General features: G+C 35.7%; 22 protein-coding genes and 1 riboswitch. Of the genes, 2 read left to right on the top strand and 20 right to left on the bottom strand.

Going from position 1 to position 23211, the window contains the following annotated elements:
• Nucleotides 1-3: 3 nt before the first annotated feature.
• The 20 genes from nikC to ACQV2S_RS04270 form a co-directional block, all read right to left on the bottom strand.
• A complete protein-coding gene (nikC, locus tag ACQV2S_RS04365) occupies nt 4-981 on the bottom strand; it encodes a nickel transporter permease (protein ID WP_428875066.1) in 978 nt (325 codons plus the stop codon).
• 12 nt (nt 982-993) lie between these two features.
• Entirely contained in the window at nt 994-1923 is a 930-nt protein-coding gene (locus ACQV2S_RS04360) for an ABC transporter permease (RefSeq protein ID WP_428873076.1), read from the bottom strand.
• A gap of 63 nt (nt 1924-1986) precedes the next feature.
• Nucleotides 1987-3507, bottom strand: a complete 1521-nt coding sequence (locus ACQV2S_RS04355; protein ID WP_428873075.1) for an ABC transporter substrate-binding protein — start codon at nt 3505-3507, stop codon at nt 1987-1989.
• 575 nt (nt 3508-4082) lie between these two features.
• Nucleotides 4083-5399: a branched-chain amino acid transport system II carrier protein gene (gene brnQ / locus ACQV2S_RS04350; RefSeq protein WP_428885076.1), complete on the bottom strand. Its 1317-nt coding sequence runs from the start codon at nt 5397-5399 to the stop codon at nt 4083-4085.
• Nucleotides 5400-5542: 143 nt separating this feature from the next.
• Nucleotides 5543-6439 carry a MetQ/NlpA family ABC transporter substrate-binding protein gene (locus ACQV2S_RS04345; RefSeq protein WP_428873073.1) on the bottom strand — a complete coding sequence of 299 codons (897 nt, stop codon included), beginning with the start codon at nt 6437-6439 and terminating at the stop codon, nt 5543-5545.
• 13 nt (nt 6440-6452) lie between these two features.
• Nucleotides 6453-7142 carry a methionine ABC transporter permease gene (locus ACQV2S_RS04340; RefSeq protein WP_428873072.1) on the bottom strand — a complete coding sequence of 230 codons (690 nt, stop codon included), beginning with the start codon at nt 7140-7142 and terminating at the stop codon, nt 6453-6455.
• Between the two features lies 1 nt (nt 7143).
• Nucleotides 7144-7875, bottom strand: a complete 732-nt coding sequence (locus tag ACQV2S_RS04335; RefSeq protein ID WP_428873071.1) for a methionine ABC transporter ATP-binding protein — start codon at nt 7873-7875, stop codon at nt 7144-7146.
• Nucleotides 7876-8096: 221 nt separating this feature from the next.
• Nucleotides 8097-8651: an energy-coupled thiamine transporter ThiT gene (gene thiT / locus ACQV2S_RS04330; protein WP_428876228.1), complete on the bottom strand. Its 555-nt coding sequence runs from the start codon at nt 8649-8651 to the stop codon at nt 8097-8099.
• 47 nt (nt 8652-8698) lie between these two features.
• A riboswitch (TPP riboswitch) is annotated at nt 8699-8798 on the bottom strand.
• 137 nt (nt 8799-8935) lie between these two features.
• Entirely contained in the window at nt 8936-9460 is a 525-nt protein-coding gene (locus ACQV2S_RS04325; RefSeq protein WP_428885075.1) for a QueT transporter family protein, read from the bottom strand.
• Between the two features lie 207 nt (nt 9461-9667).
• A complete protein-coding gene (locus tag ACQV2S_RS04320) occupies nt 9668-10273 on the bottom strand; it encodes a sigma-70 family RNA polymerase sigma factor (RefSeq protein WP_428873068.1) in 606 nt (201 codons plus the stop codon).
• Between the two features lie 12 nt (nt 10274-10285).
• Nucleotides 10286-10828: an NYN domain-containing protein gene (locus ACQV2S_RS04315; RefSeq protein ID WP_428873067.1), complete on the bottom strand. Its 543-nt coding sequence runs from the start codon at nt 10826-10828 to the stop codon at nt 10286-10288.
• An 8-nt stretch (nt 10829-10836) separates the two neighbouring features.
• Entirely contained in the window at nt 10837-11667 is an 831-nt protein-coding gene (gene rlmB / locus ACQV2S_RS04310) for a 23S rRNA (guanosine(2251)-2'-O)-methyltransferase RlmB (RefSeq protein ID WP_428873066.1), read from the bottom strand.
• Between the two features lie 2 nt (nt 11668-11669).
• Nucleotides 11670-12086: a Mini-ribonuclease 3 gene (locus tag ACQV2S_RS04305; RefSeq protein ID WP_428873065.1), complete on the bottom strand. Its 417-nt coding sequence runs from the start codon at nt 12084-12086 to the stop codon at nt 11670-11672.
• Nucleotides 12087-12088: 2 nt separating this feature from the next.
• The gene (cysS, locus tag ACQV2S_RS04300; RefSeq protein ID WP_428885074.1) at nt 12089-13519 is read right to left on the bottom strand and encodes a cysteine--tRNA ligase; all 1431 of its coding nucleotides are present in this window, start codon (nt 13517-13519) and stop codon (nt 12089-12091) included.
• Between the two features lie 145 nt (nt 13520-13664).
• On the bottom strand, nt 13665-14672 hold the full coding sequence (locus tag ACQV2S_RS04295; protein ID WP_428873063.1) for a lipoate--protein ligase: 1008 nt from the start codon (nt 14670-14672) through the stop codon (nt 13665-13667).
• Between the two features lie 110 nt (nt 14673-14782).
• On the bottom strand, nt 14783-16255 hold the full coding sequence (gene gltX, locus ACQV2S_RS04290; protein WP_428873062.1) for a glutamate--tRNA ligase: 1473 nt from the start codon (nt 16253-16255) through the stop codon (nt 14783-14785).
• Between the two features lie 73 nt (nt 16256-16328).
• The gene (locus ACQV2S_RS04285; protein ID WP_428873061.1) at nt 16329-17423 is read right to left on the bottom strand and encodes a PIN/TRAM domain-containing protein; all 1095 of its coding nucleotides are present in this window, start codon (nt 17421-17423) and stop codon (nt 16329-16331) included.
• 29 nt (nt 17424-17452) lie between these two features.
• Nucleotides 17453-18829 carry a DNA repair protein RadA gene (gene radA / locus ACQV2S_RS04280; protein WP_428885073.1) on the bottom strand — a complete coding sequence of 459 codons (1377 nt, stop codon included), beginning with the start codon at nt 18827-18829 and terminating at the stop codon, nt 17453-17455.
• 12 nt (nt 18830-18841) lie between these two features.
• Nucleotides 18842-19378, bottom strand: coding sequence for a dUTP diphosphatase (locus ACQV2S_RS04275; protein ID WP_428873059.1), 537 nt, complete (start codon nt 19376-19378; stop codon nt 18842-18844).
• Nucleotides 19379-19499: 121 nt separating this feature from the next.
• Nucleotides 19500-20969 carry an alpha-amylase gene (locus ACQV2S_RS04270; protein ID WP_428873058.1) on the bottom strand — a complete coding sequence of 490 codons (1470 nt, stop codon included), beginning with the start codon at nt 20967-20969 and terminating at the stop codon, nt 19500-19502.
• 212 nt (nt 20970-21181) lie between these two features.
• Here ACQV2S_RS04270 and ACQV2S_RS04265 point away from each other — a divergent pair, with 212 nt between their 5' ends.
• Both ACQV2S_RS04265 and ACQV2S_RS04260 read left to right on the top strand, forming a co-directional pair.
• On the top strand, nt 21182-22129 hold the full coding sequence (locus ACQV2S_RS04265; protein ID WP_428876222.1) for a C39 family peptidase: 948 nt from the start codon (nt 21182-21184) through the stop codon (nt 22127-22129).
• 43 nt (nt 22130-22172) lie between these two features.
• The gene (locus tag ACQV2S_RS04260; protein ID WP_428885072.1) at nt 22173-23030 is read left to right on the top strand and encodes a cation diffusion facilitator family transporter; all 858 of its coding nucleotides are present in this window, start codon (nt 22173-22175) and stop codon (nt 23028-23030) included.
• Nucleotides 23031-23211: the final 181 nt, after the last annotated feature.

Below are 23211 nucleotides of genomic sequence, written 5' to 3'. Positions count from 1 at the left end.
CCCCTAGCGCTTCAGCTTAGGATCGAGTGCATCACGCAGACCATCCCCTAAGACATTTAATGCAAAAATCGTTGTAACAATAGCCAGTCCTGGGAAGAGGGTCATATGTACAGCATCTCGAATGTAAGAACGACCACCTGATAACATAGCTCCCCACTCTGGTGTTGGTGGCTCTAATCCTAAACCGATAAAACTTAAACCAGCAGCATTAATAATTGCATAGGCAACCCCGAGGGTCGCTTGAACAATAATCGGTGCCATACAGTTTGGAATGATATGTTTTAAGATAATTCTAAAATCACTCGAACCATTTGCTTTAGCTGCTTCCACAAATTCCATATCACGAATAGAAAGCACAGAGGAGCGTACTAAACGCGCATAACCGGGAATAGCTGCAATCCCTACAGCAATCATAAGGTTTGCCAATCCGGGCCCTAAAGCTGCCATAATAGCAATCGCTAATAGAATATCTGGTATCGATTGTAGAATATCAATAAAGCGCATAAGCATATTATCTACTCGACCACCATAATAACCTGTCACTGCTCCAATCGCTACACCAATAATCAGTGAAATCGATACCGAAATAAATCCAACTTTTAGGGAAATTCTTGATCCATAAATAACCCTAGAAAAAATATCACGACCCAAATCATCTGTTCCAAATAGATGTTCTGAACTTGGTGGTGCAAATTGATTTTGTAGGTTTTGTTCAGCAAAACCATAAGGAGCAATCTGATCTGCAAAAATAGCCACTAATACCAAAAGTCCAATAATAAAGAGACCCACCATTGCCAATTTATTACGTTTCATACGAATCCAAATGTCTTGCAGACCACGGAAGCGACCACGCTTATGTTCTTGCTCTTTCAGATAATGGTCCTTTACAACTGAATGCTCTTCTTCCATTCCGCTAACTATCGGATTACGGTCTAATTCAGCTACTTCATCTTTTTCAGAGTTTAATTTAGGATTTTCCATGTTGATACCCCCTTACACATATTTTGTCTTAATTCGTGGGTCAACATAGGTATATAGGATATCCACAATTAAGTTAACAATACTAAAGGTTACCGCCACAAAGAGAACACATCCCAGAACCATCGGCATATCACGCATCTTGATGGAGTCAACCATCAAACGACCAATACCAGGAATTGAGAAGATTACCTCTGTCATTAAGGCTCCCCCCATAAGCTGACCAAACTGAGTACCGACAATTGTAATGATTGGAATCAAGGCGTTTCCAAGCGCATGCTTCCAAACGACAACATTTTGCCGCTGACCCTTGGCTTTTGCTGTTTGAATATAGTCTTGTCGAATAACTTCCAGCATTGAAGATCGAGTCATCCGCGTAATAACCGAAACGGACTGGGATCCCAAGGCAACAGCAGGAAGAACCATCTGAGATGGCATTGAAAATCCTGATGATGGGAACCAGCCTAGTCTAACAGAGAATAACATAATAAGTAAAAGTCCTAACCAGAATACTGGCATTGAAATACCAATTAAAGCAAAAACCATAGCGATATTATCAAAAATAGAATACTGTTTAATCGCACAGATAATTCCAATTGGAATACCTAATAGAACAGCAAAAGAAATGGAAAGAAATGCTAATTTTATTGTAGCACCTGCTCGGTTAAAAATCTCAGCTGCAACTGAAGACTTAGTAATATAGGAAGTTCCTAAATCTAATTTAGTAAATACATTCTTAATGTAACGACCAAATTGTACTAAGAACGGATCTTCTAATCCCATTTCTAGTCTTAAAGCCTTAACTGCTGCCTCAGAAGCAGAAGGTCCTAAAGCATTTCGTGCAGGATCTCCTGGAGTGATATAAAGCAAAGCAAATACAATAAAAGAGACGCCTAAAATGACAGGAATTAAATACAGTAGCCTTTTTAATATATATTTTAGCATGTTTTAACGCACCCTCTTCTTTAGATAGAGGAGATGTTTCCATCTCCTCTAGAATACAATGAACTATTTTTCTCCCTTAGTTACCGGCGCTAATTGATACCATCCAAATGGAGAAAGTTTAATATTTTTAACATCTTTTTGAGCACCCACTGTCAATTCTTTATTGTGCTCTGGAATCCAAGCTGTGATATCCATTAAATGTTCTTGTGCTTGACGGTAAAGGTCTGCACGCTCCTCATCATCTTGAGAGAAACGGGCTTCTTCTAACATCTTATCTAACTCATCATCTTCAAGATAGATGTAGTTACCACCTTCACCTTTAGCTGAAGAGTGGAAGCATGGATATAAGAAAGTATCTGGGTCTGGAGAATCTGCTGTCCATGCAATTTCAAACATATCGTGTTTACCATTCTTAATTAACTCGTTAAATGCTGACCATTCTAATACGTTTATTGAAACATCAATACCTACTTCTGATAATTGTTCCTTCATAGCAGTTGCCATATCAATCCGGTCTTTGTTTTCATTAGTTGAAATAGAAGTTTCAAAGCCATCTGGGAAACCAGCTTCTTCTAGTAATTCTTTCGCTTTTTCAACGTCGCGTGCACGTGGCTCATATTCATCAGAGATAGAATAAGCTAACGTAGGTGACATTACACCTGTAGCTGTTTGACCTAATCCTTTAAATACAGCTTTAACGATCGAATCAATGTCAATTGCATAAGAAATCGCTTCACGAACTTTTGGATCATTAAATGGTTCTTTAGCAATATTAAATCCTAAATAAGTTGTCCCATAGTCAAAAGATTTCAATAATTGTAATTTATCATTGTTTTCAACCTTCTCAAGATCAATTGCTGAGATGTCATAAGCAATATCTACCCCACCAGATTCCAACTCAATCACACGGTTACTTGGTTCAGGGATTACACGGAAAATTAAATTCTTGTATTCTGTTTTTTCCCCATGGTAATCATCAAAACGTTCCATTTCAACAGAATCTGCCTTGGTCCACTTAACAAATTTCACAGCGTTAGTTCCTACAGGATTACGTGCGTAATCATTACCTGCTTCGTTTACTGCTTTTTCATTTACGATATATGCACCAGGGTGGCATAAAGCAGCTAAAATACCAGAAAACGGCTCAGTTTGTTTAAATTCTACTGTATAGTCATCAGTAGCTTTTACAGAGTCAATATCGATTGTTTCGAATAAGTGCTTCACGTTTGGTGCTTCAATCGCACGTTTTAGAGAAAAAACAACGTCAGATGCCTTTAATTCTTCTCCATTATGGAATTTGATTCCTTGTTTTAATTTAAAAACGTATGTTGTTTCATCAGGTTGATCAAAACTTTCAGCCAAGCTAGGTTCTGCCTTACCCTCATCATTGATTTTAACTAATCCCTCATATATTTGAGTCATAACATGACTGGACTGGTTATCATTGGTGGCAATCGGATCGAGTGAAATTGCATCCCCAGATACAGCAACTGTTAAAGTTTCTCCACTTCCTCCACCAGAACAGCCTACTAATAAAAATACGCCCATTAACAATAACGTAAATAATCCTAATTTTCTTTTCATCATAATTGCTCCTTTATTTATTTGAAAAATCAACTCTCTTAAAAGTGAAATTTTTCACAAAGACCAGATAACAATAACTTACCCATTATCCTCCTTCCATAAATATTCATTCCGTTGCAAGCGGATTCATATTTTCAGTCTACCTTTTACCTGTTTGTTTGTCAACGCTTTCTTTATTGACATACAGCTATCTTTTAAAATTTTTATTTTGCTCTAAAATATAATATGAGTAACTATCAAAAAATTTATTGATTTATTTAGTGAAATTTTTTAGTTAATTTTTGGTTAATATTTTATTTATATTGTGAATAAATAAATATGAACGACCTTTATTTTTTTGTTGAGCATATTATTCATTTAAATAGTTTCTTTTCTTTGATTTTCTTCACAATCTTTATTGGATAAGAACGACTTTATTTCAATGAATTAAGTAATTATAGATTGTGCATTCTCTAGATCAAAAAATTCAATAAAAAAATACTGGATCTAAGTCCAGCATTTTTTTATCACTTTATTGAAATGTTAATTTGAAAATAAATTATTAAAAATTTTATTAGGCAAATGCTTTAATTTCTTTAGATAGTAAAATCTAAGCTTTGGGAACGGTCGACAAAAATAACACTGACTAAAGTTCCAAGGACGAGAGTTGGAATCCATGCAAAGCCAATTTTTACTAGGGGCATATCTACAAGCCACTTCCACTCGATGACTTTAGCGTTCAATAGAACAGAAAAAAAGCTAACTAATAAGACGAACAGTAGAGGTAATAAAAATTGCATTCTGTTAAGTGGTCGCACTTTATGTAAGATGACAAGGAAAATAAGAGACATAGTGACAGGATAAATTATCTCTAAAACAGGACCACTAGTCGCTATAATTTGATCCAATCCTTGATTGGCCATTAACCATGACACAGCAGTCATTATGATAACATGATTTTGATAGGAAATCTTAGGGTATAGATCATGAAAAAACTGACTAATTGCTGCTACTAGGCCACAAGCGGTGGTTAAACAAGCTAAAAAGACAATAATTCCTAACAAAGCAACACCGGATTGCCCCATAGCATTATTTGCTATAGTCTGTAATAGAAAAGTTCCAAGATTTTGACCTTCAGGCAGAGCCTCTGTTAGACTAATATGATTACCAACCCATGCTAGACCAAAGTAGAAAAGTCCCAATAAGCTTGCTGCAATTAATGAAGCCTTGCTTCCTTCTTTTAATAGTGTTTTTTGATCAAAGACACCTTTTGTTTCAAAAGCACTTTTAACAACAATAGCAAAGGCTAATGTGGCAAGTGTGTCCATAGTAGCATAACCCTTAACAAAACCTTCAGCCAAAGGATTGTTTTGATATGCTATTTTCATCGGAGCAGAAGGTTCATTTGTTCGATAAAGGAAATAGGATCTTACTAGAAAAATGACTAAGGAAATTAACAAAGCTGGCGTCAGCCACTTGCCAATCGCATCAACTATCGAATTCTTATTTAATGAAATCCACAAAACAAGGCCAAAAAAGACGAAGGTAAATAGGGCTAAAGTAATCCCATTAGCGTTAGATATATATGGAAGAGCGGACATCTCATAAGTAGTTGTGGCCGTCCGCGGAATAGCAAACAAGGGCCCTATGATTAAATAGTTACAAGTTAATAAAACAATCGCAAAGACAGAGTTAATTTTACTCAAAGCATTAAAATAACCGCCTTTTAAACTTGAGCCAACAATCATCGACAATAATGGCAAACCGACGCCGGTAATGATGAAACCTAAAATAGCTGGTAATAAACTCTGACCAGCTTCGTGGCCGAGAGCAACTGGAAAGATTAAGTTGCCTGCTCCAAAAAACATGGCAAATAACATAAAACCAATAGCTAATAGATCTTTCTTCTTCATACTAATCCCTCCAGAAAATAAAGTAGGTTTATTTTATTAAAATTGCATGAGGATTTCAAGAGGAATTTCTAATAAAAATTAAGTAAACGAATTCATTTATACAATCAAAAAAGCTGGCCATTAGCCAGCTTTTACTTTTTCTATTATTCTGCTTCTTCTGAAGAATCATCTTGATCATCAGATGCTTCTTCATTCTGATCGTCTTCATCGTCTTCATTGTCTTTAGAATCAAAAGCTGGTTCTAAGTGTCCTTCTTCCGCTAATTTATCGACAAATTCACGTACTTCAGGAGATGAGAAAGCTTTTTGTAATGCCTTAGCTGCTTCACTATCTTTATTTCCTTCACGAACTGAAAGAATAATAGCAAAAGTATTTTCATCATCTTTTTCTAAGAACAAAGCATCTTCAGGTTTTAAATCAATTGAAGCAATATAAGTTGGGTAGTTGAAAACTAATTCAACGCCATCCTCATAAGCACCTGTTAAGTTTAATAAGTCAACACTTGTAAACTCGAAGTTATAAGGATTTTCAGTAATGTCATCTACTGTCGGGAAAAGACCTGCTTCATCATCTAATTCAATTAAGTCATTTTGTTCAAGGACGAATAATGCACGTGCCTCATTTGTTGGATCTGAAGGAATAGCCACTTCTGCGCCCTCTTCGATATCTTCCATTGACTCATAAACAGGTGAATAGAACCCAACAACAGCGTTATATACTGGTTGAATGGCTACTAAATCTGCTTCACGCTCTTCATTGAACATTTCCATAAATGGAAGGTGTTGTGCAAAACTTCCAAAAGCTTCATCATTAAACACTGCTTCATTGTATTGAATATTATCAGAAACCTCTACTAATTCAATAGAGTAAGGCTCTTCAATTACATCCGCTGCAATTTCAACGATATCAGTCATCGGTGGCATATGAGAAGCAATCTTTAATACATTATCTTCTTGTGCCGAAACGGATAGTAGACCGCTTAAAGCTAGTGACACTGATGCAAAAGTAACAAAGCTCTTAAATAAATTTTTATTAAACATCTAATTCCTCCTATTATCTCTTATCTAACTTACGCGCAATTTTTAAACCTAACCATTGTAGAATTTGAACAATGATTATGATTAGAATAATCGCAAAATACATGATATCCGTTTCATACCTCTGGTAACCATATCGGATAGCAAAATCTCCTATCCCACCGCCGCCAACTACCCCCATAATGGTCGAATAAGATAGAAAGGATACAAAAGCAGTGGTAAATCCAATAATTAAAGATGACCGTGCTTCAACAAATAGAAATTGAGTGACTAACTCCCAAGTATTCGCTCCAAGGGAATCAGCTAATTCCACCACGCCTTTAGGAATGTCATGCAAAGACTGTTCCACGAAGCGAGCATAAAGGGCAATGGCAATCAACATCATCGGAAAGGATGCTGCAATCGGATCGCCAGTTGCTCGCCCATAAACCATTCGAATAAGGGGTTGCATTGCGACAACAAGTAACAAAAAAGGAAAAGAACGAACAATATTTACAAATAGGTTTAAGCTAGAATTCAAAAAATAATCCTTTCTTGCTTTACCCATTCGCTGACCCGGACTAGTCAAAAATAAAAGAGTACCTAAAGGAAGACCTAACAAAATAGCTGCTGCTGAGGAGAAAAAAAGCATAATACTTGTTTCTTGAAGACTTTCCCATAATTTTGGCCAATATTCAATGACACGCACTATTATTTCTTCCAACATCTTAGCTTAGGACCTCCTTCACTTTATCATAATAACTTCCTACTAGTTCTTGGTCACGGTCGGTCAAATTATCAACTATATCTATTAAACCACCTTTTTCCATAATTGCCACTCTGTCGCAAAGTTGCCTTACAAAACCCAATTCATGGGTCACCACTATAATTGTCATGTCGAATTGTTGATGTGCTGCTTTTAATATTTGAACAATTTCATTCGTTCGCATGACATCCAAAGCAGAGGTCGGCTCATCACAAAGCAAAATTTTTGGTTTAGTAATTAACGCTCTTGCAATACCAACTCTTTGTTTTTGCCCCCCCGACAACTGACCAGGATATTGATCTTTTTTATCAGCTAGACCAACAAAATCAAGAACAGAATCAAGAGACAGGGCATTTGAATATTTAAACAATTTAAGGGGTAAGGTGATATTTTCACCAACTGTTTTATTATTCAATAAATTAAAATGCTGAAAAATCATACCTACAGACTTACGATGGAGTCGCAGTTCTTCCTTGCTGAGTTGCAATAGATCTTGTCCATCAATTAATACCTTTCCTTTATCTGGTTTTTCTAAAAGATTAATAAACCTTAAAAGAGTCGATTTTCCAGCACCACTTTCTCCTACCAAACCAAAAATTTCCTTATTTTGGATCGTTAGGGAAACACCATCAACCGCTTTAACTTGTTTATTATTCAAATAGTAATGTTTAGCAACATCAAATAATTCGATCACAAACAATCACCACCTTTCTGCCACAAGTCATAAGAGCATTATAACATAACTTTTTGATATTTCACATTAAATGAAGATTAAAAGGTATTGTGAAAATATAAATTGAAACGTTAGTATAAATGATTTTATTTAACTTTTTATTGTGATTGGTTTAAATTTAATTTAAAAATGTGCACAAAAAAAGTAGTGGAGAAATATTCACTACTTTAAATATAAACTTATTATCTATATAGCTTACGATCGAATAAACGAGGGGCTGCTTGATAGACTAGGATTAGAATGATTGCCGAAGCAAAAGATGTTAATAAGGCACTCGCTCCATTCATGATAAATGAGAAGACTAAGGGTGACATCCCTTCAGGTGCATAAGATCCCCAATAAATATAGCCAGCGACAAAGTGCCAGAAGAAACGTGCAAATGTTCCAATGAAAGTTGCTAAAATTAAAGGCCAAGCTTTATTTTCAGACTGATAAAAACGCTCAGACATTAAGCCCGCAAAACCACCAAAAGCAAAAGCAAGGAGGTATTCAATTAATACCTGACTAACGCTTAAAAAATATACATTCCCTAGGGGGAAATGTAGCAAACCCCATAGAAAGCCGCAAAACAGCCCCCATTTAAATCCTCGTTTTAAGGATAAAATTGTCAATGGTACCATGCCTAAAGAAATCGTTAATGAAGCACCGAAATTTGTCGGTAATAAAGACAGGACCACTGCGATAGCAGCAAAAATAGCTGCTTCTACTAGAAGTAAAACATTTTTATTCTTTCCCATAAAAAAACTCCTTACATTTTTGCAAAGTAAAGAGAAAAGGCATAAAGTCCCTATTTCAAAGTAATTCCTACGCACGTTTGACCGTGATCAGGTTCAAGGGTCTGGAACAAGTCCACTCTCAGCTTCAAGGCTCCCCTTTACTTTACGATTATTTAACTGACATTATTTTAGCATTCAAATGTTTGCTTGTAAATTAATTCTTTTCAATTTTCATTTTAAAAAAGCTAATATTTCTTGACCGTTTTTGAAATATAAATTGATGATTGCTTCTAATAATCTATCACTTAGCGTCTTAAATCGATTCGCTCACTGATAAAATAGATAATTATTCCTCCAGCCAATAGAGATAAGCCTTCACTAACCATCATACTTACAAGTCGGGTTATAAAAGTTTCCCAAGGAGCTCCTAAAAAAACAACTAACAAGGCAATATTAACCATCGATATAGTCATGGATAGGCCAATAATTAAATATTTGAAAAACAGCGACTTATTAATTTCATCTTTCTTACTATCAATTAAAGGAAATAGTTTTTCAATGATAGAGCAAGCTAAATGTAAAAAAATAAAGCTAGTGAGCGAGCCAATGATCATATCCCAAATACCGTAAGAAAAATAATTGACAATAAAAACGCCTAAAGTAACTCCTAAAATATAACGTTTATTATAAAGGGCTAAAAAATTCAATCCCTCACTGATACGAATTCCCAATCCAAAGGAAAGAGGGGAAATTATCAAAGTCAACACAATGTAGCAAGCAGCAACTAATGCTATTCGCATTAAATCATTAGTAGTATATTTTTTTTTCATATTAGTCTCCTTTATAGAGCAGGCTCTAGTAATTACTATGACCAAAGGACTGAGGGCGGCTTGATCCACCGAAGAATCATAGTGTTCATAAAGAACAGACCGTAGTATATCATAAGTAGATTGCACAAGTAAAGACTCAGATTCCTAATAAAAAAGCCAAGAATCGGTCTATTTTCGACTAATTCTTGGATAAATTATTAGTAGTTTCTATTCAGCGATAATATCTCTTAACTTATCTTTTGCTCGTCTCAAAGCATTTTTGACTCGATTTTTATCAATGCCTAAATACTCAGCAATTTCTCTTGGTTTCATTGATAAATCACTATAACAGAAGATAATCTGTCTTTCAAAAAGACTTAGCTTAGCAAGATAACGTTCTTTTTCTTCATTGACAATAACTTGTAATTCGGGAGTAGTTGCTAATTGATAGTCATAGCTTAAGCTCTTATGACTAATACTATCACCAATTTCAAGCTGATCGCGTTCAGCGTCCATTCCAAAGCGAATGGTCTGAGCTTCTTTGGAATTGCGACGGAGTAAATTAATCAGGTAATTATACAATGATCTTTGAAAATAAGGGGCAAAATAACCACCATAAGCAGGATCATAATGTTGAATTACCCGATACATCAGGATAACTCCTTCTTGAATAATGTCTTCTGGTTCATAGCCATCCACTGGCATTTGATAAGCAAATTTTTTTAAGAGGGGAATAAAACGTTCAACTAGTAACATAAATGAAAACTCATCAGCGATATTTTCTTTCAAGCGCATAATCAACATTTCATTGGTCAAATGGTCAAACTCGTTCATTTCATCTCTCCATTATTCATTCTTGTCATCATCTAAGCGAAATCTTAGATCATCTAATAGCTTCAATTGGTCAAGCTTCCAAGGGCTCCGCCGCCTGATTAACTGTGAATAGTGGTCTTCAACTGTTTGTCGAACTTGTCTTTTATTAAATTGTAACTGCATATAAAGCTCATTAGCAGACATTCGCATGGCACCTTTTTGAAAAATTAGCCATTGCTCTGCCATATCGCTTGTCGCAACTACCACACGATTAAGAGGAGAAATCCAATGAGCTACTTCTCTTTCAATATAGGAATCAGCTGTTTCCCCTTCTTGTGTAAAAACAACTTCGACTTGATAGTGTTCATAAATTTGTGTTATTCCGGGAACAAATTGTGCATCAAAGACAACGATAATTTTGAGGTCTCGGTATTTTCGATATTCTGAAAGCTCAAATAATAATTGATCGCGCGCTTGATTTAACTGGTCCATTTTTTTAAGTTGGGTAAGTTCTGGCCATGCACCAATCATGTTATAACCGTCAACAAATAAAATTTCCTGACGTTTATATCGCATGATAATCCCTACTTTCCAATACGGTGGCGTGCTACTTCATACATCAAGACTGCACTTGCAACAGATGCATTCAGACTTTGCACATGCCCAACCATCGGAATAGTAACGATTCCATCTGCTGATTTTTTTACAAGTTCAGAAACCCCTTGACCTTCATTACCAATTACTAATGCAATTGGTCCATGTGAATCCCACTGACGCATATCTTCTCCAGCCATATCCGTCGCAAAGATCCATATTCCCTTTTCTTTTAACTGATCCATAACCTGTTTAATGTTAGCTACTCGGATCACTGGAACATGTTCAATGGCTCCAGTAGATATTTTTGCAACTACATTGGTTAATCCAACTGAACGTCTTTTAGGGATAATCACCCCATGAACGCCTGTAGCGTCTGCCGTTCTTAGAATAGAGCCCAAGTTATGTGGATCGACAATCCCATCTAAAATAAGAATAAAAGGATCCTCTCCTCTTGAAGCTGCTAACTGAAGAGCATCTTCTAGTTCAGCGTAATCAAAAGGAGGAATAGTTAGAACAACACCTTGATGATTTTCACCATCAACCATTTCATCTAGCTTCGACTTTGGCACTTCCTGGAATACAATTCCTTTAATTTTAGCCATTTTTATTATACTAGATATTACTTCTCCTGCAATCCCTATTTGAATAAATAATTTATTAACTTGCTTTTTTGTTTCTAAATAAGCTTGAACAGCATGTTTACCGTAGATCGATTCACTATTTTCAAAAGCTTTTGAGTCTACCAAAGGCTCTTTGAAAGAATTTATATTGGAGCGTTTTTTCTTATGAAAATCCGCTGTATGATTTTTCTTTCTCATTATTAGGCTCCTTCTTCATTAATATATTGAATCGCTAGTTGAATTAAATGATAGCAACGCTCTTCTTGTCCACTTAATTTAAGCCAACCCAATAATGCCTCAAATCCGCTTGCTTGACGGTAATCACCGATCGAAGCATTTTTAGCTTTTGTATTGGCCTTATGATTGCGCCCACGTTTATAGATTTGAATTTCTTCAGCTGTTAAGAAATCGTCTTGCTGAATCCAATGATGCATCACTTTCGCTTGCCCCTTAGCCGAAACATATTTGATGGCGGCTTTGTGCAATTTATTGGGATGCGTTTTTCCTAATTCAATCACATGCTTGCGTATCTCTACTTCAAAAACAGCATCTCCTACATAGGCTAAGGCTGCGCCATTTAGCAAAGAATACTTATCTGGTGTATTTTCATTTGTCACTTTTATCCTCTTTTCCACCTTGTTCCTTGCGGAGTATCATCTAATAAAATATTTTGCTCTTTCAACCAATCACGAATTTCATCCGCTCTTTGAAAGTTTTTCTCTTTACGCGATTGATTTCTTTCCTCAATTAAATTTTCAATTTCGCTATCAAGGACTTCTGTCGAATTTAATTCCAAACCGAAGATCCCTAAAAGTTGATACATCAATTGATTGATTTCTTTTAACAATTGAAGCGCCACAGCTTCTTGATCAAGATAGCGATGAATTTGCTTGCTCATTTCAAAAATAGCTGATAAAGCATTAGCCGTATTGAAGTCATCTTCCATCGCTTGATTAAAAGCATCCACGCCTTCTTTGATTGCTTCTCTTACTTCCTGTTCTCTATCAAGACTAGCTTGTCCACTTCCTAAATGATCCATTCGATAGGCTAAGCGATCCATCAGTTCTTTCAAACGTTCAACTTCACGACTTGCAGTAGCGATGGCATTAGCATCATAACGGATAGGACGACGGTATTGCACACTGGCTAAAAGATAGCGTATAACCATTGGATCGTATTCTTTAATAATATCCCTTAGAAGCACAAAATTACCTAATGATTTCGACATTTTCTCTCCATTGGATCCCATAGTTACAAACCCATTATGTAACCAATATTTAGCAAAGGGATGAGAATAATCAGAATGGGCTTCGGACTGAGCGATTTCATTTTCATGATGAGGAAACTGTAAGTCTTGACCACCCCCATGAATATCAATCGTTTCTCCCAAGTATTTCGTAGCCATTACCGAGCACTCAATATGCCATCCGGGTCTACCTTTACTCCATGGCGATTCCCAAGAAACCGCACTTTTTCCAGCTGCCTTCCATAAAGCAAAATCAATCGCATTTTCCTTTTTTTCACTCTCTTCATCAGTAATTCGTTGACTAGCGCCATCACGCAAATCGCTGATAGACTGGTCCGATAATTGGCCATACTTCTCAAATTTAGCTGTCCGATAATAGACGTCTCCTTGGCTTTCATAAGCATAGCCCTTATCGATTAAAACTTTAATAAAATCAATGATTTCTGGGATATTTTCCATAACACGCGGGTTATTGCTGGCGGGCTTAACATTAATCGCACGCATATCTTCTTTATAGGCAGCAATATACTTATCAGAAAGCTCTTTGGCTGTTAATCCTTCCTTTTCAGCTGCCTTAATAATTTTATCATCCACATCAGTAAAGTTACTGACAAAATTCACTTCATAGCCGCGATACTCTAAATAACGACGAATAGTATCAAAAGCAACAGCAGAACGTGCATTACCAATATGAATATAGTTATATACTGTTGGCCCACAAAGATAAAAGCTCACTTTTCCTTCTTCTAGGGGAATAAAGTTTTCCTTTTGACGTGTTAAGGTATTAAATAATTGAATAGCCATCTTATGAACCCTCTTTCTATCATTAAACTTGAGGCTTATTATATCATTACTAGCACTTACTTTCGAATAAATATATTGGCATTTAATGAGTCCATAAAGAATTAAAAAAGCCGGAAATATTTCCGGCCAATAATTTATTGCACTTTTATGAGAAAATCATTTCAACAAGCTCTTCTGCTTCAACATTTCCTAAATATTTTTTAAGATCCATATTTTCTAGGGCCTTTAAAATACTTTGACGTTCAAATTTAACGCCAGTTATAGCATTTTCTACATCTTCAATTTCACCAAGTCCAAAGAAATCACCATAAATTTTGGTATCGGTAATCATGGCATCTTTAATGTTGAAGCGCATATCTACAAAACCGAAAGGGAATTTGTGAGAGGCTTGAATATCAAATTTTGGTGAGTGACCGTAGTTCCAATCCCAATTACCAAAACGCTCTTCACGAATTTGATAAACCTTTTCCCAGTCTTCTTTTGTCAAATGATATTCTTTAACATCTTCGCGTTTTTCAACATTAAAGATTTCTAATAAGACAAGGTCTCTGAATTGCTCAGTAGTTAACTCTTTATACTTATCATCCACATAAGGCTTTAAGTTTGTCACCCGTGAGCGTACTGACTTGACACCTTTAGATTCAAACTTTGCTTTGTTTGGTTTTAATGCATTATTGACTTCGTCTAAATCAGAATCGAATAAAATCGTTCCATGAGCTGTCATACGCCCACGTTTAGCATACATTGCATTACCAGAGAACTTCTTGCCATCTACTAGTAAATCATTTCGGCCTAACAATTCAGCTGAAGTGGCTCCCATCTTATGTAAAGCATCAATGACGGGTTGAGTAAATGCTTTAAAATCTCTAAATGTTCCATCATCATCTTTGATAAAGCAGAATGAGAAGTTTCCTAAATCATGGTAAACGGCTCCCCCACCTGACATACGGCGAACTACTCGAATATTATGTTCATCAACATAAGCTTGATTAATTTCTTCAAAAGTGTTTTGATTACGGCCAATAATAATCGAAGGTTCATTAATGTAGAAAAGTAAAATTGGCTCATCGACTAAGCGATTCTCTACTAAATAAGTTTCCAAAGCAATATTGACACTCGCATCATAGTTATTTTCATTATCTACGAAATACATAAGTAGCCTCCTTCAAATTTGTGCATATTTATTATGACATTCCATTATTTAAAGCTCAAGAAAAAGCTCTCAAACAAAAGTGGAAACCATCGGTTTCCACTTTGTATTCACTAAAGCGATAAAACTTGCTGAATATGGTCTAAGGCTTTTTTCTTGCCTAGTACTTCAATCATATCCGGCAATTCTGGACCATGCATTTGACCAGAAACCGCAATTCGGATTGGCATAAAGAGGGTTTTTCCTTTAATACCAGTTTCCTTTTGAATTTCCTTAGTCAATGGTTTGATATTGCTAGCTACAAAATCTTCATCTGACAAAGCCTGTAATTTGCTTTGCATAGCTTGAACGACTGTTGAAGCACTCTCAGCTTGCATAATTTCTTTTGCTTCCTCACTCAGCTCTAACTTATCATTGAAGAATAAGCTAGATGCTTCAACAATCTCAGCACCATAAGAAATTTGCTCATGGTATAAGCTAACTAGCTTTTTAACCCAGGCTAATTCTTCTGCATTAGGATCAGCACTTACTTTTCCTGCTTTTTGTAAATGAGGTAATGCATAGTCTACCACTGTCTCAAGATCTGCTGCTTTCATGTAAGTGTTGTTAATCCATTCTAATTTCTTCTTATCAAATGAAGCAGGAGAAGTTGATAGACGTTCTGGGTCAAATTGTTCCACTAACTCTTGTGGCGAGAAGATTTCTTCTTCACCTTTTGGTGACCAACCTAATAAGGCAATAAAGTTAAACAAAGCCTCTGGTAAATAACCTAAGTTACGGTATTGCTCAATAAATTGTAGGATTCCACCATCACGTTTAGATAACTTTTTATTAGTTTCGGCATTAATAATTAATGTCATATGACCAAATTCTGGATATTCCCAATCAAAAGCATCATAAATCATCATTTGTTTAGGGGTGTTCGCAATATGGTCATCTCCACGTAAAACATGAGTGATCTTCATCATATGATCATCCACAGTTACAGCAAAGTTATAAGTAGGCATACCGTCTCTCTTTTGAATTACCCAATCGCCTGAAATATTTTTCGATTCAAAGCTTACAGGCCCTTTTACAATATCATCAAATTGATAAGTAACATTTGCTGGTACTCTAAAACGAACAACAGGCTGACGGCCCTCAGCTTCAAAAGTTTCTTGTTCTTCCTTGGTTAAGTGGGCATGTTTTCCCCCATAATGAGGCATTTCTCCACGAGCCTTTTGTTCTTCTCTTTCTGCTTCTAACTCTTCTTCAGTCATATAGCATTTATAAGCCAAGTCACGAGCTAATAAGTCATCAATCAAGGGTTGATAGATATGCAAACGCTCTGATTGTCTGTAAGGACCATATTCACCAGGATTAACCGGGGATTCGTCCCAATCAATACCTAGCCAAGTTAGATTGTCTAATTGGCTTTGTTCACCATGTTCTAGATTACGTTTTGTATCTGTATCTTCTGTCCGAATGATAAACGTTCCATCTTGTGAACGTGCATATAGATAATTAAACAAAGCTGTTCTCGCATTTCCAATGTGTAAATCGCCCGTAGGGCTTGGTGCATAACGCACACGAATTTTATCGCTCATTGTATTTCTCCTTTAATTCCATCTAGTCTACAAAAGCTATTGTACTCCTTCATCTAATGAGATTCAAATGCTCTTAATTTTCAAAAATTTTAGCAAAAATCATTCTACCAGCAGCTGTTTGCAAAGATGAAGTAACTACTACATTTAAATGCTTATTAATATAATTTTGGCCATCCTCAACCACTACCATGGTGCCATCATCAAGATAGGCCACCCCTTGGCGGCGTTCGGTTCCTGCTTTTATAATTTGAACTTGCATTTCCTCACCAGGTAACACTTCTGGTTTTACCGCATTGGCTAACTCATTAATGTTCAAGACAGGAACATTTTGAAATTCTGAAACTTTATTTAAATTGTAATCATTGGTTACCAAGATCGCATTTAAATCTTTAGCTAGCCTTACTAATTTCGCATCAACTTCTTCGATATCCGCATAGTCTCCTTCAAAAAAATCAATATTTATTTTGGAAGACTTTTGTAAAAGGTTTAGAATATCTAACCCACGTCTACCTTTTGCCCTTTTTAAAGAATCAGAAGCATCTGCAATATGTTGCAATTCAGATAAGACAAATTTTGGAACTAATAAACTTCCTTCTATAAAGCCTGTTTGAACCACTTCTGCTATTCTTCCATCAATAATTACACTAGTGTCTAATATCTTCAATCTTTGACCTGCTTTGACTTCGCTTTGTTTAGGTTTTTTATTCAATTCAAAAGAAGCAGATTGTAGTTTTTGGCCAGATTTTGTAAAGAGATGTAAGACTTCATCTCGGCGATTGATCATCATTTGATAACCAATCATTCCCCCTAAAACAGTCAGAACAAGCGGCATTGTACTCGATAAGAAAGGGATATCTAAAGACCCAATCGGCAACGAAAGTAAATAACCGATTAATAATCCTAATAAAATGCCTAAAGCACCGAATAACAGATTTGGCGTTGACTGCTTTTCCAAAATAGATAGTAATTTATGAATTAATTGTTCAAAAAGCGGCGCAAGTAAAATACCTAATAACATAAAAATAAGTCCGAAAATCATACTATTCACAAAAGGATTGATTAATAATTGATGGTATAAGCGAAGACTACGCCAAATTTCTGCTCCTAAAGTATAGCCAAAACTTAAGCCAACAATCATTGATACACTAATCGTCATTTTTTTTATCATTTTTTCACCTCCTTTGTAAGAATTTTCAATTATTTAGGAAAAACGATTAAAATAGCTTGTTTGATCGTTTTAACTGGGATGACTTCAATCGATAGGTCCAGTTGTTTTAGATGCGATTGATTATTATAAGGGATAAAAACACGCTTAAAGCCTAATTTACTTGCTTCCTTAATTCGTTCTTCAATCTGATTGACTCTTCTAATTTCTCCAGTTAGACCAATCTCACCAATAAAGACATCATCTACTCTCACTTCTCGATTCCAATAGCTAGAAGCAATACTTACAGCTATGGCTAAATCAATGGCGGGTTCATCTAAGCGAACCCCTCCAGTCGTTTTAAAAAAAGCATCTTGGTTTTGAACTAAAAGACCACAATGTTTCTCCATGACTGCTAATAAGAGCGATATACGTTGGTACTCTATTCCTGATGCGGTGCGTTTGGCGTTACCAAACACCGTCGGAGTCATTAATGATTGGATTTCAGCTAATACCGTTCGCGTCCCTTCCATGGCAGCAACAACTGTGGATCCGGTAGCACCTTCTATCCTCTCCTCTAAGAATAACTCTGAGGGGTTGGTTACTTCTACTAAACCTGTATCAATCATTTCAAAGACGCCAATCTCATTGGTAGATCCGTATCGGTTTTTTACAGCCCTTAAGATTCTGAAGCGATTATGTTTTTCACCTTCAAAGTATAAAACCGCATCTACCATATGTTCCAACATTCTAGGTCCCGCTATATTGCCTTCTTTAGTTACATGGCCAACTATAAAAATAGCAATTTTATGGTCTTTGGCTATTCGCATCAAAATATTAGTCGCTGCCCGTAACTGAGAAACAGATCCCACTAAGCCTTGATTGTCTGGTGATGCCATCGTTTGAATAGAATCGATGACTACGATTTCAGGATTCACTTCTTGAATTTGAGTCACAATATTACCCAAGTCCGTATCAGATAATAAATAAAAATCTTTACCACTTAATGCCAGTCTTTCAGCTCTGAGTTTAATTTGGGTTAAACTTTCTTCACCAGAAACATAAAGGACCCGCTGTTTCAAATTAGCCAAGCGAATGGATACCTGAAGTAATAAAGTCGATTTCCCAATTCCAGGATCGCCTCCAATTAAAACTAAACCACCTGGAACAATTCCCCCGCCTAATACTCGATCAAACTCTCCCATTTTTGTATTAATTCTTTCTTCAACTTGACTTGGAATTTGATCCAATTGAGTGGCTTTGCCGACCATTGATTGTGATGTATGAGTCAAAGTAGTTGAAGTAGTGGTTGTAGGGACCAATTGTTCTTCCATTTGATTCCAACTGCCACAATTTGGACATTTTCCTAACCACTTAGGTGACTCATAGCCACAAGCTAAACACTCATACATTACCTTATTTTTTGCCATTCAATCACTCCCTTAACCAGATGACCCAAAACCACCCTGTCGATCACTATTAACTACTTGATCGTCATCTACTTGTAGAAATTTAGAAAAAATTCCTTGAGCAATCCTTTCACCCTTATGAATGGTTCGATCCTTCAAGCCATAATTAATAAGTTGAATATATATATGTCCTTCATTTTTTTCATTATTATAATAATCTTGATCAATAATACCAATACCATTAGGTAGGGTTGTTTGGTGCTTATAACTTCCCGACGAGCGATTAACAATCTTCAAATATTCGTTTTCCATCATGTAGGCCTTTAAACCCGTTGGAACTAAAGTAGCCTGCCATAAGTCATCTTCCTTCATGGTTTCCTGACCCTTAATCATTAAAAAGGTATTATGTATTAAATAATAAACAGACTGTTTCCAAAAGGAAGGAAGTACAACCGTTTCGGCAGCTTCAATGTCATAGCCAGCTGAGTACTTGGTTTGCCGTTGAGGAATTCGAATCGCTTTATCCTTATACGAACGGATAACTTCAAAGCCCCGATTTTTCTTTTCCATTTTATTCACATCCTTTCATTCCCATGCTAAATAAGCCGTTTATATGAAAACGCTTAATAATATTATACGTGATTCTTTTAGATATATCTATCTTTAATAGTTTTAAATTTATCTTATTTCACTAGTCCCATATAGCTTTTTCATCAATCCAAACAGATACTGAAGCTTGATTAACTGGGAAAAATCCTTTTCCTTGCTCATCTAATTCTACTTTGCCTGAGTGATTATTTAGATAATCAACATAAATAGCTCCTGCATTCAATTCACCCATACTCATCTCTTTAAAACCTGCCTCACTATTTGTCATCACTACTGCTATCCCGTAGGGATGTTCTTGTGTTCCTAGACAAGTCCAGCCTACGGTATTTCGATGGTCAAAGTAATCCACTTGCTCTCCGTAAGTATGATATTTTCGCAAGTGTAGTAAAGGATCGATTTGCTCTTGATAGGATGGGGACTTCTCTCCATTTTGTACTCCATAATAATCGCCATAAAAGAGAGTAGGAAGTCCTTGCTGACGCAAAAGAATTAAAGCATAGGCATGTTGTATAAACCATTCTTCGACTTGAGACTCAAGAGATTGTCCTAGTTGTGTGTCGTGATTATTAACAAATGTTACACTGACTAATGGATTGTCCTTAACTAAGCTTCCTGCAAAAATTTTACTTAAATCATACTGATTACCCGCTTGACTGGCTTGGTATAAATTCATATGTAAGCCTACATCAAAGAGATCTAACTGATAATTAATCGATTCTAAATAATCTAATTTTTTTTCAAGATCAGGATTCCAATATTCACCAATTAAATAAAAATCATCACCTTGTGTAAAATTAATTTCTTCACAGAGTTCTTTTATATAGTGAGAATCAATATGTTTTAATGCATCGAAGCGTAAACCTTTAACTCCCGTTTCATTCACCATCCATTTTAACCACTGTTTGATATGTTCGTTTACTTCAGGATGAGAAAAATCAATATCAGCAAACATCAGATAATCATAATTACCATAGGTACTATCTACCGATTGATCATCAGCCCAACCTTTTTCGTCGCCTAAAATTAAATAAACACCCTCTTCATTATTAGTCGCATCATAATCAATGCCACTAAAATGGTACCAGTGCCATTCAAAATCTGAGTATTTATTCGCTCTACCTGGAAAATAGAAATGGGTCCAACCTTCAATTTCATAAGGATCAGAAATCATTTCTTGACGGTTTTCAGGATTCACTTTCATCACATGAAATTTTTCTTTACCATCTGCATAAGCCTTATGATTAATCACAAGATCAGCAATTGGTAGAATATCTTTTTGTTTGAGTAATTGAATAGCCTTCAATAAGTCTTCCTTTTTACCATACTTAGTGCGCACATTTCCTGCTTGATCAAACTCGCCCAAATCCCAAAGATCATAGACTCCATATCCCACATCATTAATAGAAGTGGCTTTACAAAAAGGAGGAAGCCAGATATGATCCACACCTATTTCATACAAGTGATCTACATCATTTTGTAAGTTTATCCAATGTTTTCCTTCATTAGGCAGATACCATTCAAAATACTGCATCAATAAGTTATTTTTTTCCACTGTACTCTCTCCTTTATATACTCTTCCATTAAAACACAGGACTTAAAAATAGTCACAAATAAGCTCTTAGAGATTCTCATTTAAAATTTAAATTTACCTAATTGCGATATGATTACAAATTTTTTAGTTTTGTTTTTCGATAGGTTTCCCTTATAATTTATGCTATCATAAACAAGAATTTACGGAGTAATGCTCCATTGAGGAGGAAAACCATGCATTCATTTCAAGACAAAATAAATCGTCTTGCAGCCTTCTTATCCCTTATAACCATCCTATTAAGTCTAAGCTTAACTTTCTACTTAAACCATCTTTCTACAAAAGAAAATACCAGTCCAGAGAAAGTTACAACATCCAATCAAGCACTAATTAAAAAAAAATTACCGAGTGTAAAAAATGAAACCATTAATGAAGAAACAGCTACAGAAGAAGAAAAAATGCTGGCCCTTGAATTAAATAAATATGGTTCCAAAACAGCTTCCATTCAAGATGTTCAAGAATCGATTGCTGATATTATAAGAACAGATTATCAAGGAAATATTATGAGTGCTCAACAAGATATTGTACAAGCCATCAATGAGAACCAGATGAGTATTGAAAGAGAAGGAACCCTCTTTCTCCCTGATCAGCCTTCCTTCGCTAGTAAAAACTCTTATTTACAAATGGATGTTCCATTAATTTTACAAAAGTCACCCCTTTATTCAGACATCGATTATGGCGCTAGTCAACAAGATACTTTAGGTGACAATGGTTGTGCAATCGTATCTTTAGCCATGGTATATTCTTATCTATCCAACCGATTGGTTGAGCCAGAAGAAGTGCTTGAATGGTCCGGTCACGATTATTTTTTCGAAAATGAGGGTACCTCCTGGACTATATTTTCAGATTATGCAACCGATCATGGATTTAATTTTTATAATCATGGTAATAATTTTTACTCTGCTATGGAAGCTGTTCAAAAAGGCCAAGTGGTGATTGCATCTGTCAAACCTGGTTTCTTTACCGATGTAGGTCACATTATCGTAATTCGTGGCTATGAACCTGGCTATGTCTATGTCAATGATCCCAATGATAATCCTGAAAAAATGTATAGTTTCCAGCCCATTAATGAGCAAATTTTGCTAGATGAAGGATTAAACTACTGGTCTTTTTATAATGATTAAATTTAATTTCATAGAAATAAACCGTTAGGAGTTTTCAATCTTTATGAATAATTACAAACTTGCTTCCAAAGGTGCAGTGATTGGAATTACAGTTTATTTATTACTGACAACAATCAAGTTAACTACCGCTTCAATCTTTAAAGCAAATTCTTTACAAGCTGATGGTCTGAATAACTTATCAGACATTATTGCCTCTTCTGCTGTGTGGATTGGATTATATTTAGCAAAGAAGCCTGCTGATCATAACCATAAATTTGGACATGAAAAATACGAAATTATATCCAGTTTCATTGTCTCTTTGCTAATGTTCACAATTGGCTTTCAAGTAATTCTTTCAGGAATGAGTCAACTTTTTTCCAAAGACTATTCACAAACAAGCCAACAAGTTCTTCTTACTACACTTCTTTCAATCGTAATTCTGACTTTAACGAAGTCCTATTTAAAAAAATTAGCCACCCAATCAAATTCTGTCGGTTTAAAAGCTACTGCTAAGGATATGCAAGGTGACTTACTTATTTCAATAGCAACTCTTATCGGAAGTTTATGTGTCAGCTGGGGCTTTCCTATTATCGATACGTTTCTTTCAATTACAGTGGGCATTATTATTATACTGTCTGCCTTTGAAGTCTTTAAAGAATCGACTTTTACTTTATCAGATGGATTTGACCCTGAAACATTATTAATTTATGAAAAATGTATTCTCTCCCACCCTGATGTGATTGCTATTAATTCCATTCGCGCAAGAATGGCTACACAACTGATCTATTTAGATGTTACCATTGCTTTAGATCCGAGTATGTCCGTCTATCAATCACATTGTATTACAGAAGAAATCGAAGCTATCTTACAAGATCAATTTCAAATTAAAGATATTGACATTCATGTTGAACCCTATGAATAAATTAAAGCGGCTGGAACAAAAGGGCTTCTCAGCCGCCTCAAAATTTTCAGCGAGCCTAGATTGGAAAGTGACTTTCCAATCTAGGCTCGCTACTTTGCGTATTTACGTAGATTATTGACCACAAATATCAGCTTGACTTCGATCTTCACCTTATCTTTATCGCAAAGGGAGTGGCGAGTAA

It is taken from the genome of Facklamia sp. P13064, assembly GCF_050409425.1.
Classification (GTDB): domain Bacteria; phylum Bacillota; class Bacilli; order Lactobacillales; family Aerococcaceae; genus Facklamia.
This window is presented reverse-complemented; position numbering and strand designations above follow the sequence as displayed.